The 12,226-nt window shown below is 39.3% G+C and carries 10 protein-coding genes; 3 read left to right on the forward strand and 7 right to left on the reverse strand.

The window, feature by feature from the left end; genetic code table 11:
* Positions 1-2: 2 nt before the first annotated feature.
* A complete protein-coding gene (locus AC2INI_RS16090; RefSeq protein ID WP_122032452.1) occupies positions 3-839 on the forward strand; it encodes a CsgG/HfaB family protein in 837 nt (278 codons plus the stop codon).
* A 152-nt stretch (positions 840-991) separates the two neighbouring features.
* On the opposite strand, the gene AC2INI_RS16095 is transcribed toward AC2INI_RS16090, so the two are convergent.
* Positions 992-2,551 (reverse strand): methyl-accepting chemotaxis protein, encoded by a 1,560-nt coding sequence (locus AC2INI_RS16095; RefSeq protein ID WP_486306407.1) that lies wholly within the window; start codon positions 2,549-2,551, stop codon positions 992-994.
* A gap of 437 nt (positions 2,552-2,988) precedes the next feature.
* Between AC2INI_RS16095 and AC2INI_RS16100 the strand changes: the two genes are divergently transcribed.
* Together AC2INI_RS16100 and AC2INI_RS16105 are read left to right on the forward strand one after the other, a co-directional pair.
* Complete coding sequence (locus tag AC2INI_RS16100; RefSeq protein WP_122032454.1) at positions 2,989-4,149, forward strand: methyl-accepting chemotaxis protein; 1,161 nt, start codon at positions 2,989-2,991, stop codon at positions 4,147-4,149.
* Between the two features lie 236 nt (positions 4,150-4,385).
* On the forward strand, positions 4,386-5,756 hold the full coding sequence (locus AC2INI_RS16105; RefSeq protein ID WP_486306408.1) for an NCS2 family permease: 1,371 nt from the start codon (positions 4,386-4,388) through the stop codon (positions 5,754-5,756).
* 97 nt (positions 5,757-5,853) lie between these two features.
* Here the strand turns inward: AC2INI_RS16105 and AC2INI_RS16110 are convergent, their stop codons facing one another.
* The 6 genes from AC2INI_RS16110 to AC2INI_RS16135 all read right to left on the reverse strand — a co-directional run bounded on the left by AC2INI_RS16110 (position 5,854) and on the right by AC2INI_RS16135 (position 12,221).
* Positions 5,854-6,462, reverse strand: a complete 609-nt coding sequence (locus tag AC2INI_RS16110) for a CDP-alcohol phosphatidyltransferase family protein (protein WP_486306409.1) — start codon at positions 6,460-6,462, stop codon at positions 5,854-5,856.
* On the reverse strand, positions 6,455-7,102 hold the full coding sequence (locus AC2INI_RS16115) for an ATP-binding cassette domain-containing protein (RefSeq protein WP_486306410.1): 648 nt from the start codon (positions 7,100-7,102) through the stop codon (positions 6,455-6,457). Before AC2INI_RS16115 ends, AC2INI_RS16110 begins: the two co-directional genes overlap by 8 nt.
* A gap of 14 nt (positions 7,103-7,116) precedes the next feature.
* The gene (locus AC2INI_RS16120; RefSeq protein ID WP_486306411.1) at positions 7,117-8,778 is read right to left on the reverse strand and encodes an ABC transporter permease; all 1,662 of its coding nucleotides are present in this window, start codon (positions 8,776-8,778) and stop codon (positions 7,117-7,119) included.
* Positions 8,779-8,961: 183 nt separating this feature from the next.
* Positions 8,962-9,639, reverse strand: a complete 678-nt coding sequence (locus AC2INI_RS16125; protein ID WP_122032459.1) for a TVP38/TMEM64 family protein — start codon at positions 9,637-9,639, stop codon at positions 8,962-8,964.
* Between the two features lie 15 nt (positions 9,640-9,654).
* Complete coding sequence (locus tag AC2INI_RS16130) at positions 9,655-10,428, reverse strand: heterodisulfide reductase-related iron-sulfur binding cluster (protein ID WP_122032460.1); 774 nt, start codon at positions 10,426-10,428, stop codon at positions 9,655-9,657.
* Complete coding sequence (locus tag AC2INI_RS16135; RefSeq protein ID WP_122032461.1) at positions 10,425-12,221, reverse strand: FAD-dependent oxidoreductase; 1,797 nt, start codon at positions 12,219-12,221, stop codon at positions 10,425-10,427. The genes AC2INI_RS16130 and AC2INI_RS16135 overlap by 4 nt, the downstream gene beginning before the upstream one ends.
* Positions 12,222-12,226 lie beyond the last annotated feature (5 nt).

Consider the following 12,226-nt stretch of genomic DNA (forward strand, 5'->3'; position numbering starts at 1 on the left):
CAATGAAATATTCAATGTTATTTTTATTACTTTTTATTATTTCAGGTTGCTCTAATTCTATTGATGTACCTGAAACTTCAGAATTGCCGACATTAATGCAGCGTGGTGCTAATTATGTAGAACTCATTTCTTTACCTAAACCAAGAGGGAGAATATTTGTTTCGGTGTATGATTTTAGAGACCAAACGGGTCAATATAAGCCACAACCAAACAGTAATTTCTCAACGGCTGTACCTCAAGGTGGTACTGCTCTTTTAACGATGGCTTTATTAGATTCTGAATGGTTCTATCCACTAGAGCGCCAAGGCTTACAAAACCTTTTAACGGAAAGGAAAATTATTAGGGCGGCACAAAAAAAACAAGAATCTATTTCTAATCATGGTTCTACGCTTCCATCTTTGTTATCTGCAAACGTAATGATTGAAGGTGGAATCGTAGCCTATGATTCAAATATTAAAACGGGAGGAGCAGGGGCTAGATACTTAGGTATTGGTGGTTCAGGACAATACAGAGCGGATCAAGTTACTGTTAATATTCGAGCGGTCGATGTTCGTAGTGGTAAGATCTTAACAAGTGTTACAACCAGTAAAACGATACTCTCGTATGAGGTTTCAGCCGGTGCTTTTCGATTTGTAGATTATAAAGAATTATTGGAAGTTGAATTAGGTTATACAAATAATGAACCGGTAAATATAGCCTTAATGTCAGCGATTGACTCTGCGGTGATTCATTTGATCGTTAAAGGGGTTGAGGAAGGGTTATGGCGTCCAGAAAATAAGGACAGTATAGATAATCCAATTTTCCGTAAATACGCTTCAGAAACCCATCAGGTTCTGTAAAGGTTGCCCAGTTAAATAGAAAACAACAAATAGAAATAGAAACAGCAATGCAATATCAAGGAAGAGATATAAAAGTAGTAAAGATAAGTGTAAGGAGCAATCCGTTTATCATTGTTATGATGATAAACGGATTTTGTGTAGGTGCTCTTACTTTAGCTTAACGTCCTGAATTGAGACACTAAATCTCCTTGAGAGTGAATAGTTTTTGAAAGTGTTTGGCATTGCTCCATTGTTCCATTCGCAATGCTATTTGTTTCTAAACAGACATTATTAATTAATTGAATATTGGTATTCATCTCGTCTGCTACTTTTACCATTTGTTCTACCGCAACAGAAATTTGGGTGTTTTGCGCTGAAATATTAGTGACTTGATCTAATGATTCCTGCAGTTTATTTCCTGATTTTTTTGCATTATCAACGCACACTTCAGAAAGATCTCTACCTTCTTCTATCGTTTGTACTGCTTCTTGTGTACTTGACTGAATATGTAAAATGATTTCTTGGATTTCTTTGGTCGATTCTTGGCTTCTTTGCGCTAAGGCTCTTACTTCATCCGCAACAACAGCAAAACCACGGCCTTGCTCACCAGCACGTGCAGCTTCAATAGCGGCATTTAATGCCAGTAAATTTGTTTGTTCAGCAATGGATTGAATGACAGTTAATACAGAACCAATGGTGTTACCGTGTTCCTGTAATGTACTAATTACACCTGAAGCGTTGGTTAGTTGCGATACTAGCATTTCAATTGATTTTACTGTGTCGGTCACAGCTAACATACCTTCAGAAGCTATTTGGTGTGTATGCTCTGTTGCACTAGCTGTTGTTTGAACACTGCTTGAAATATCATTAACAGAAGCACTCATCTCTTGAATTGCATTGGCAACTTGAGCTGTTTCTTTGCTTTGAATCGTAATGTTATTTACGGTGTCTTGGCAGTTACTTGTTGATGATTGTGCTAATGCTTCAATTTTTTCATTGGAATCTTGAATACGACCAATAACCGCATTGATTTCTGATTGACGCATTTTTAACGCCAGTTCGATCTCTGAGATATCATCAATATGGTTGGTGTAAACCAATTCCATTAATGGATTATCGAACACTTTTCTGGCTTTGGTTGTTAAGGCCTCTAATCGACGAGTTAATGAATAGGTGCTTATGAGTGAAATTCCAGCGAAAGAAGCAAGGCCCAATAATGGTGATATTTGAGTTACTGCTGCTGAAATTGCAAAATTAGGAATCAAAGTTAACGCATAACGTTGCCATAAACGCGTTCTTGGTAGCTTCATTTTTAATGGTTTATTACCTGATTTTAACGCGGCATATACTTTTTCTGCATTTTTAACGTGTTCGCGAGAAGGGCATAAACGAACTGATTGATACTCTTGAATAGCACCATTTTTTAAAATAGGTGAAGCAAAAGCGTCAACCCAATAATAGTTGCCATCTTTACAGCGGTTTTTAACTAACCCCATCCATGATTTTTTTTCTTTAAGGTGAGCCCACATATCTTTAAATGCGTCAGAAGGCATATCGGGGTGACGCACAATGTTATGAGGTTTATTAATGAGCTCATTTAATGTAAAACCTGCGACCTCACAAAATTCTTTACTGGCATAGGAAATATGGCTTGAAGGAGTAGTAATAGATAACAAGTTGTACTCTTTAGGAAACAGAATCTCCTTATTGCTCATATGTATTTTAGACGTCATGTTTGATTATTCTCATTAGTATTTATTTCCTAATGTAAGCAAATATTGCACCAGTTTGACGTGTATGCCGAAGTTTCTACTTCAATTAACATTTAATGAGCATTCTTTAACCTATATAGAGACTCTAAAAGAAAATCCTTTGGTGTGATGAATGATTTTGATTTAAATTATACTTAAATGGTATGTCAAAAAATTAGCAAGAAAGTTGAAATGAGTTTTATAAGATGTCTAAACCGATTAAGTAAATGATTTAAATAGAACATTAAAATAAGTGTCATAAAGACAGTGTAGGTGTCTATTTGACACTTATTATGATGTCATATAGACACAGAATTTCGTCTGTATCATTAATTATCAATGACTTACGATTGGCTCAGTATTTGCTGTGTAGATAATGTGAAATATCAAATTTCTTTTTATCTTTTAAAGGCTTACTTATGCTCAAATCCCTTTTTTTCCGAATGAGAATGACTCATTGGCTTGGTATTATTCTGTTAATCTTGAATGCTTTCCTTTTTACAGAAAATATAACGTCTCAAATTATTCAATGCATATTGGCGCTCTTTCTGTTTATTCACGATAGAGATGAAAAGCATTGGGGTGTGGATACGTTAAAAGACACTCAAGTTTATATGGCCAATTTTGAGCAGAAAAACTTAGCACTTAAAAATGTCATCAATAGCTCGTTTAATAGTGAAATGAGTGGGGTCTTATCGGTTATTGAAAGTTTTAGAATTAATATTAATCAAGCACTCTCTGAGATCACCCATTTGTCGATTACTTCTGATCATACATCACATGTATTAACTGAAAAAACCGCAGATATCACGCGACATCTACAAGAACAATCTCAATTGTTTGATTCGATTTATACCCAGTTAGAAGATCTAGACAGTAACTCTGCAATATTAATTAATCGTTCAGTAAGCACAGAGAAAAAGGCGACGATCGCTCAAGAAGAGTTAATTGAAGTAAATACGACTAATGAAAAGATCATGGTTCAACTCGATAATTATGCGCAAAGTACAACAGAGCTGAGTCATAATTTTTATTCCTTATTAACACAAACAAATGCGATTAATAAATTTGTTACTGTGATTCAAAAAATTTCAGACCAAACCAATCTATTGTCTTTAAATGCGGCGATTGAAGCCGCGCGTGCCGGAGAGCAAGGTAGAGGATTTGCTGTTGTTGCGGATGAAGTTAGAACCTTAGCGTTATCTACACAAACAAGTCTTGAAGAAATTACCAGTATTGTTACTTCGGTCAATCAGACGATAGCTCAAACTCAAGAGCAGATTAACTACCAAGAATCAGAACTAATTAAGTTAGGTGAACAATACCAAATCAATAAAATATCAGTTCAGAATGCACATAATACCATTGCCGAAGTGAAAGAGTTGCTTGCTGATAATCAGTCTGAATCAGGGTTGCATGGTATAAAATCTAGTATTCATCGATTATTTGATGATGTTAATGATACAAGATCTCACGTTGCTACCAACTTTAAATTATGTGAAGAGATCAATTTTGAAGGTCAGTTTTTGGCTGATAAAAATGCAGAGTTGAAAGAAATGCTACACACTTTTAAGTTATAAATTGAAGTTTAAAGATCACTTTTATGAGAATCAGTGAAATAAAATTGATTCTCATTTTTTGTTTTTAGAGCATTTTAGGAAGAATTAACAGTAATTTCATTTGCTTAACGATTAATGGTAAGTAATTGTAATCTCGTGACGATAACGATTGCTTATTTATATTTTTCTCAGTTTATGCAAAAATGCGCGCAGAAAATTAACTCCACTTTACTGTTACCTATTTAAGGAATGTTCTAATGTCGCAGGACAATGTACAGAATACAGCACCACAATCTAATTTAGATAAAAAGCTAGATGGTTTTTTTAAAATTTCTGAGCGTGGCAGTACCGTTAAAACAGAGATGATCGCAGGTTTAACTACATTCTTAGCGATGGTTTATTCCGTTATCGTTGTTCCAAGTATGCTAGGTGCTGCAGGTTTTGATACAGGGGCTGTTTTTGTTGCTACCTGTTTAGTGGCGGCATTTGGTTCGTTACTAATGGGATTATGGGTAAACCTTCCAATGGCGATTGGTTGTGCTATCTCATTAACCGCTTTTACTGCATTTAGCTTGGTACTTGGTCAAGGGGTTAGTATTCCTGTTGCACTGGGTGCGGTATTCATCATGGGTGTGCTATTTACGCTTATTACGGTAACAGGTATTCGTCAGTGGATCTTGAATAACCTACCATCAGGTATTGCACATGGTACGGGGATTGGTATCGGTTTATTCCTACTGCTTATTGCTGCGGATGGCACGGGTCTGATTGTTAAAAATGCACACGCAGGTCTTCCAATCATGTTAGGTGATATTAAGTCATTCTCTGTGATCATGTCGGTACTTGGTCTTGCTGCTATTTTTGGCTTAGAGAAGAAACGCGTACCAGGTGGTATTTTATTGGTGATTGTGGCTATTTCAATTATCGGCTTAATCTTTGATCCAAGCGTAACCTACAACGGCTTCTTTGCACTACCAAGCTTGCAAACAGCGGATGGTGGCTCTTTGATTGGCTCAATGGATATTATGGGTGCATTAACACCAGCTATCCTTCCTGTGGTGATTGCTTTGGTAATGACGGCAGTATTTGATGCAACAGGTACAATCCGTGCTCTTGCGGGTCAAGCAAACTTGTTAGATAAGAACGGTAAAATCATCGACGGCGGTAAGGCATTAACAGCGGACTCTGCAAGTTCAATGGTCGCTGGTCTTGTTGGTGGTGCTCCTGCGGCGGTTTATATTGAATCAGCAGCAGGTACAGCTGCTGGTGGTAAAACAGGCCTAACGGCAACAGTGGTTGGTGCGCTATTTTTAGTGATGATCTTCTTATCGCCAGTAAGCTACTTGGTTCCTGCTTATGCAACGGCTCCTGCACTGATGTACGTAGGTTTGTTGATGCTAAGTAATGTATCAAAGTTAGATTTTGATGACTCTGTTGATGCGCTTTCTGGCTTGGTTTGTGCGGTATTCATTATACTTTCAGCAAACATTGTAACAGGTATTATGATTGGCTTTACTACTCTAGTCGTAGGTCGTGTTTTTGCTGGTGAGTTTAAGAAGTTAAACGTTGGTATTGTTTCAATTACGATTGCTTTGATTGTATTTTATGTTGGTGGTTGGGCTATCTAGTCTGCGTCAAAAACACAGCAACAAATCAGAATAAAACAAAAACGGATGGTAGTGATACCATCCGTTTTTTTATTGCTTTTTTAGAATATTTACAGAACTAGGATTTCAAGGTGTGGAACCCAGAATAGATCCGAGTAAAGGTAGTAAACCAACAAGCAGCACCAAAGATATAAGCAATAATGGCGAAATGAGCAGGGAACAAACAAATAGCGATAAAGCAGCCAATAGTCTCTGTTCCCTCGGTTAAGCCACTCATGTAGTAAAGTGATTTATGTTTATAAACTGGATTATCAATGCCTTGTTTACTCGCCATGACAGCAAAAGCAAGAAAGCTACTGCCGCTGCCAATAAATGAGAAAATTAAAAAAGCACCAGCTACTGCATTTTGCTCTGGATTTGCGAGAACAAAACCAAAAGGAATGAGTGAGTAAAATAGAAAATCGAGACTGATATCTAAAAATCCTCCCGCATCGGTAATGCCTTGAATACGGGCTAATGCACCATCCAGTCCATCACAAACTCTATTGAGTACAATAAACACTAAGGCGACTAGATAATGTTCTGTGATCAGCGCAGGAAAAGCCAAGCAACCTAAAAAGAAGCCAAATAAGGTGGTTTGATTGGCAGTGACACCGAATTTATTAACTAGTTTAGCACTCTGCGTAAGCGGCCAGCGGATCACTTTTATACTAAAGCTATCAAGCATGATTCATCTCCCATGGCCAAGTTAATACACGGCTTCCTTGTGGAACATCTTCTTTGTCATGAGTTACCATTAAGGCCGGAATATTGGCCTCTTTAAGTTGCTCTACCACCCAATCTCTAAATTGAATACGCAAGTCTTTATCAAGTTTACTGAAGGGCTCATCGAGTAAAGCGACTTTAGGTTTAGCAAGTAACATACGAGTAAGGCTGATACGAGCTCGTTGGCCTCCTGAGATTTGGTCAGGAAATGACTCAGCCAGTTTAACGAGAGAGATATGTTCTAGTGCTTGCATGGCTTGTATTTTACGCTCGTTACCTTTAACTGAGTTTGGTAAAGCAAAAGCAAGATTCTCCCAAACGCAAAGGTGAGGAAAAAGTAAGTCATCTTGAAAGAGTATACCTACATTGCGTTTATGGGCTGGTAATTGGCTTAAATCTACACTGTCGAGCATGACCGTACCTGAGTAGGAAAACTCTTCAGAAAGATGTCCTGCGATCACATCTAATAGGGTTGATTTACCACAGCCACTTGGACCCATCAGAGTCAAGATCTCTCCTTGTTTCACTGTCATATTGAGTGAAGAGAATAAGGCATCACCGCTGTTTTTCTTTATGGTGATATTGTTAAGGTTAAGACACATTGTGAGAAATACCCTTAGGTTGAAATACGGCGATATCTGCCTTGAACTCGGCTGAAAACTATCGCAATGGTAAAGAAAATTAATGGTAATAAAGCCTGCCAAATTGCATAAATGGCAGTGACCCTGCGGTCAAATCCACTTGAAAGCGCAACCGCTTCGGTTGTGATGGTACTAATACGCCCAGCACCTAACATTAGTGTAGGTAAATATTGAGCTAAACTGACACTGATCCCAACCGCCCACGCAAATACAATGGCAGGCAGAAGAATCGGCATTTTTACTTTGAGCCACGCTTGCAGAGGTGATTTACCAAGACTGAGGGCTGCGCGAATAAGCCTTATATCGAAACTGCGCCAAGGTCCATCAAGTGCAAGATAAACAAATGGAAAAGCGAAAAAGACATGAGCCCAGCAAACCCAAAGTAAATATGAATCGCTGCTTAAGTATAGCGTAACGACTTGTAAGCCAAATAAAATAGATAGCTGTGGAATAAGCATTGGAATAGCAATGACATAACCTGGAATTTGCCATTTATATTTGATGCGATATTCATGAGCTAATAGCGCCAGTACCAGCGTAATAGTAGCGGTGATTATGGCGATAATGAGGCTCTGATTAATCGTACTTACAATACTGTCCCATTCGAGTTGCCAAAAATGATTACTGTATCGGCTTGGTAAAAGATCAGGAAAACGCCAACGCTGTGCAAAGCTCCACGTGATCATGAGTGGGATGATAAAAATGGTTAACGATATGATCATGATAAACAGAGAGTTACCAGGAAGGGATATGCCATATCGACCTGAGAATTGCCAACATTTAACCTCTTTGATTATTGTCCATTCAATTAAACGAGCAAAGGCAATCAACAGTGAAGCAATAGCAAAGAGAATCACCGCCCCAGCGGCAGCGCGAGGTAATAAACTTAAGTCAGGGTCACTAAACCATTGCCAAACTAATACGGCAAAGGTCGGTGGGTTTGTTGGACCAATGATTAGAGCGACATCGACTACGGATAAGCTATAAGCAATCACTGCTAACATTGGAAAGCGAAGTTTCGCAAACCATTGTGGCAAGATGCATTTCCACCACATTTGGTTTTTACTGTAGCCTAATGAAGCACTGACTTTCTCTATTTGAGTGACTTTTAGTTGCGCTAAGATAGAGATGCTCATTAAGAGTAAAAAGGGCACTTCTTTTAATGCGAGCATAACAATTAGACCAAGTGCGTGAGGGTCTTTAATCAATAGAACCGCATCATTAACGCCTTGGGTGGCAGGGTCATAACCAAATAGACTGTGCAGCGCTCTAATACCCATACCGGTTGGAGCAAATAAAAAGGCAAAACCAATGGCAAAAGCAACATGTGGCATTGCTAATAAAGGGGACAGGGAGAGTTCGATTTTACGCCAAATCTGAGTGCCCCATGTTGCCTGTAAAATAGCAAAGGTAATGAAGCACGCAAGATAGCTACTGGCAATAGCAGAGTAAACCGTAAGACCAATGGATCGCCATACACCTTGCCAATCAAATACCATAGCAAAGCCTGTGAGAGAAAAGCGGTTCATACCTAATGGTGGAATATAACCAAATGCAGACAGAGCTACACCCAGTAAACCAGGTAAGGTGGGTAGAATACAAATCACAATAATGAGGAGATATAAAACTCGTAACATCTTAATTAACTTTAACTCGGCTTGCGTGGTATTTCATAAATTCATCCGTGTAATTATAGAGTAAAAAATAGTTGTTATGTTTAGGTAACAATAAAAGGGATAGTAAGTTATCTATCTCTATTATGCATCTTAATTTGATAATAGATTCAAACAATTACTATCCCTGTCATAGCTATTCAGCAACTACTTTGCTAACTCTTCCATGTTGATGCCTTTCTTCTTCGCTATGTATTTAGGAATAAGAGACATACCAAATAGGATTAGCCCTGCAACGGCGAATTTAACTAATAACATTGCAGAGACACCGTTCGTTGCAATATCCCCAGCCATGTAAGCGAAAATGAATGCACCCGGAGCCATTGTTACTAATGAGACCAATGCATAAGTACCTAAGTTCAAACTAGTTAGTCCATAAGCGTAATTTTGTAAGCTAAATGGGAATACAGGAACTAAGCGCGTTAAAATTAAGAAACTAGTCCCATTCTTTGCGACGCCATCATCAATCTTTTTAAACATTGGATTGTCACCGAATTTCTTCATGATGGTATTTCGAAGAAGAAAGCGAGCAACAATAAATGCAACAACAGCCCCTAGTGTCGCTGAAAATAGAGCTAAGATCCCACCTTTGATTGGACCAAAAACAATACCTGCAACGATAGTAAATGCACTGCCAGGAAGTAAGAACACACAAGCAAAAACAAACGCAATGATAAAGACGACATAGCCCCATGCACCAAAGCCTGCGATCCACTCTTGAAGACTCTTAATATCAGTGATGATTTCAAGAATACCGGTTTGTTTAGCGGCAAAAAGTGCCAGTGCAATTACCGCAATGATAAGAGCAATTTTTACAAATTTCATTTTAAATCCTTTTAATTAATCGACTGACATACACTTGATTAGACCCGCTTTTGACTTATAGCGGTTGAACCATGATTTAACAGGGCTCGCCAATACGTTTGCCGGTGGTTCATCACCATTCATTACGACAGGACCAAACATTAAATCAAGGATGTGCCATGCTTTAGTATCGACACCCATCATAGAGGCACGACATGCGGCACAGTACACAACGACGTGACCGGTTTTAAACTCTTCAACACGACGTTTGATTACTCGGTTTGCTACATCTGGGTTAGCTGGAACTACCATGCCACCAAAGCCACAACAACGCGTGTTCTCTTTGGTGTATTCAGGCTCTTCAATTTGATAGCCAAGCTCAGTTAATATCCAACGGATACCCGCTTGAAGCTCGCTCTCGTAGCGTGTAGAACAAGAATCATGAATGGTGAACACCACATCGCTGTTTTTTGCTTTACCAATTAATTCAGCAGGAAGACCGATTTGAGGTAACAACTTCCAAAGTGATACTGGTGTTTGATTCCCCCCTGACTTTTTGATCATGCCGTAACAGCTTTGGCAAGCCACGATGACTTCTTGCGCATCAAGCTTATCGAAATCAGCTTGTAGCTGGCCGTAACGTTCTTTAAATAATTCATATTGACCAATAGCTGCGGTTGGTTTACCACAACACTTTTGTACTGCCCCCATGTCTGGATACACTTCTTTTAGATATTTTGCGATGCTTGCAACGCCTTCTGGCGAGTAGGATGGCAGACTGCATCCTGGCATAAATACTTTATTACTCATTTTGAAGTCACCGTACGTTTAGCCATAGTAAAGAGTTTAGAGAAGCCAAGCTTCTGATGCATATTGATTGCTTTGTGCCCAGGTATTGGAGAGTTACCGCCATTGGCATTAACAAAATCCACGCGAGCGCCTAAGAACATCTCTTTCATTGGATAATCTTTAGGGCAAACAATCGTACATTGGTCACAGGCATTACATGAGTAAGCCAATAGCGGGTCCATGGCTTTGTTATTAATGAAGTCACTAAACAAGGTTTTAGGACAATCTCCAAAGTCATTCATCATCACACATTCGTTCATGCATAATTTACAAGTACATTGCAGACAACGAGACGCTTCTTGCTTGATTTGTTCTTCAGAAAAACCAAGGTCAACTTGTTTAAAGTCTTGCTTGCGTTCTTCTATGTTGCGTAATTGACCATGCAAACGAGGAGTGTCTGTTGTGCCTTTTGGAAGAGGGATTTCAAGGCGAGAGGGGTAACTGTACTCTTGCTCGAAATTACGCTCTTCAGTGAGAGGACGTTTTGCAAATTGACGCTCAATGCTCAGTGCGGCTTTATGACCCAATGCCATTGCCTCAACGACAATGTTACCGCCACAAGCGTCACCAGCAACATAAACCCCATCAACAGAAGAGACTAAGGTTTGTTTATCAACCACATAACGACCGCCACGAGTTTGCTCAAGTGCGCCATCAGTGATATCTGCGACGACTTGGCCTGTTGCGAAAATAACCGTATCTACAGCGATAGTGCGGGTTTCATCTGAGTAACTCGGTGCAAAGTTGCCATTTTCATCTAAAATTGAGATGACTTTTTTAAGCACTACGCCCGTTACTTTTCCGTCTGTTTCTTCAATTGATATCGGCCCCCAGCCCGCATTAAATAGTACGCCTTCTTCGAGAGACTCATCAATTTCAACTTGGCTCGCAGGAAGTTTTGTCATCTCTTCTAACGAACATTGGTGTACTTCATCAGCACCAATACGCCACGATGAACGAGCACAGTCCATAGCAACATCACCGCCGCCAATGACCATGATACGTTTGCCAGCGCGAGGAAAATCTCGTGTTTCTGAAACTTCTTTTAGGTATTCAACGGCAGAGAATACGCCTTGTGCTTTGTGTCCTGGAAGAGGAATGATAGAACCTACATGAGCCCCATGAGCCAATACAATTGCGTCATGAGAAAGACGAAGTTCATTAAAAGAGATGTCTTTACCTATCTCTACACCGAATTTTGTTTCGATACCTAGCATATCTAAATAACGGTATTCAAAATCGATAACATCACGTGGTAAACGGTATTCAGGAATACCCACACGCATCATGCCACCATAGACATTCAGTTTTTCAAAGATAGTGACTTGGTGGCCGCTACGACGAAGCTCAATTGCCGCTTGCGCACCTGCGGGTCCAGCACCAATGATAGCGATTTTTTTACCACTATCATTTGCAACGGTTAGATCCCAGTTACTTTGTTTATCCATTTTTTCAGCAACAAAGCGTTTGATCCCAGCAACACTGATTGGTTGATTAAATTCAGTATTACGGCGACATGCAGCTTCACATGGGTGAGCACAAATACGACCAAGCGTTTGAGGTAAGAAAAGTTTGCCGCGAATTAAATCTAAGGCTTCTTGATAATGTCCTTCTCCTGCTAAACGTACATACTGTTTTACATCCGTGTGCATTGGACATGCGGTTTGACATGCTGGATCGGCATCACCCATACAGCCATCTACAATCAGCTGAGCCGTATCGTAGAGTTTTTGACTAAAAATTACATTGCTCATTTTTA

The organism is Aliivibrio friggae (genome assembly GCF_057368515.1).

Coding starts and splice junctions, on each gene's coding strand:
- AC2INI_RS16090 (WP_122032452.1), top strand. CDS start 3: ATGAAATATTCAATGTTATTTTTATTACTTTTTATTATTTCAGGTTGC.
- AC2INI_RS16095 (WP_486306407.1), bottom strand. CDS start 2,551: ATGACGTCTAAAATACATATGAGCAATAAGGAGATTCTGTTTCCTAAA.
- AC2INI_RS16100 (WP_122032454.1), top strand. CDS start 2,989: ATGCTCAAATCCCTTTTTTTCCGAATGAGAATGACTCATTGGCTTGGT.
- AC2INI_RS16105 (WP_486306408.1), top strand. CDS start 4,386: ATGTCGCAGGACAATGTACAGAATACAGCACCACAATCTAATTTAGAT.
- AC2INI_RS16110 (WP_486306409.1), bottom strand. CDS start 6,462: ATGCTTGATAGCTTTAGTATAAAAGTGATCCGCTGGCCGCTTACGCAG.
- AC2INI_RS16115 (WP_486306410.1), bottom strand. CDS start 7,102: ATGTGTCTTAACCTTAACAATATCACCATAAAGAAAAACAGCGGTGAT.
- AC2INI_RS16120 (WP_486306411.1), bottom strand. CDS start 8,778: ATGTTACGAGTTTTATATCTCCTCATTATTGTGATTTGTATTCTACCC.
- AC2INI_RS16125 (WP_122032459.1), bottom strand. CDS start 9,639: ATGAAATTTGTAAAAATTGCTCTTATCATTGCGGTAATTGCACTGGCA.
- AC2INI_RS16130 (WP_122032460.1), bottom strand. CDS start 10,428: ATGAGTAATAAAGTATTTATGCCAGGATGCAGTCTGCCATCCTACTCG.
- AC2INI_RS16135 (WP_122032461.1), bottom strand. CDS start 12,221: ATGAGCAATGTAATTTTTAGTCAAAAACTCTACGATACGGCTCAGCTG.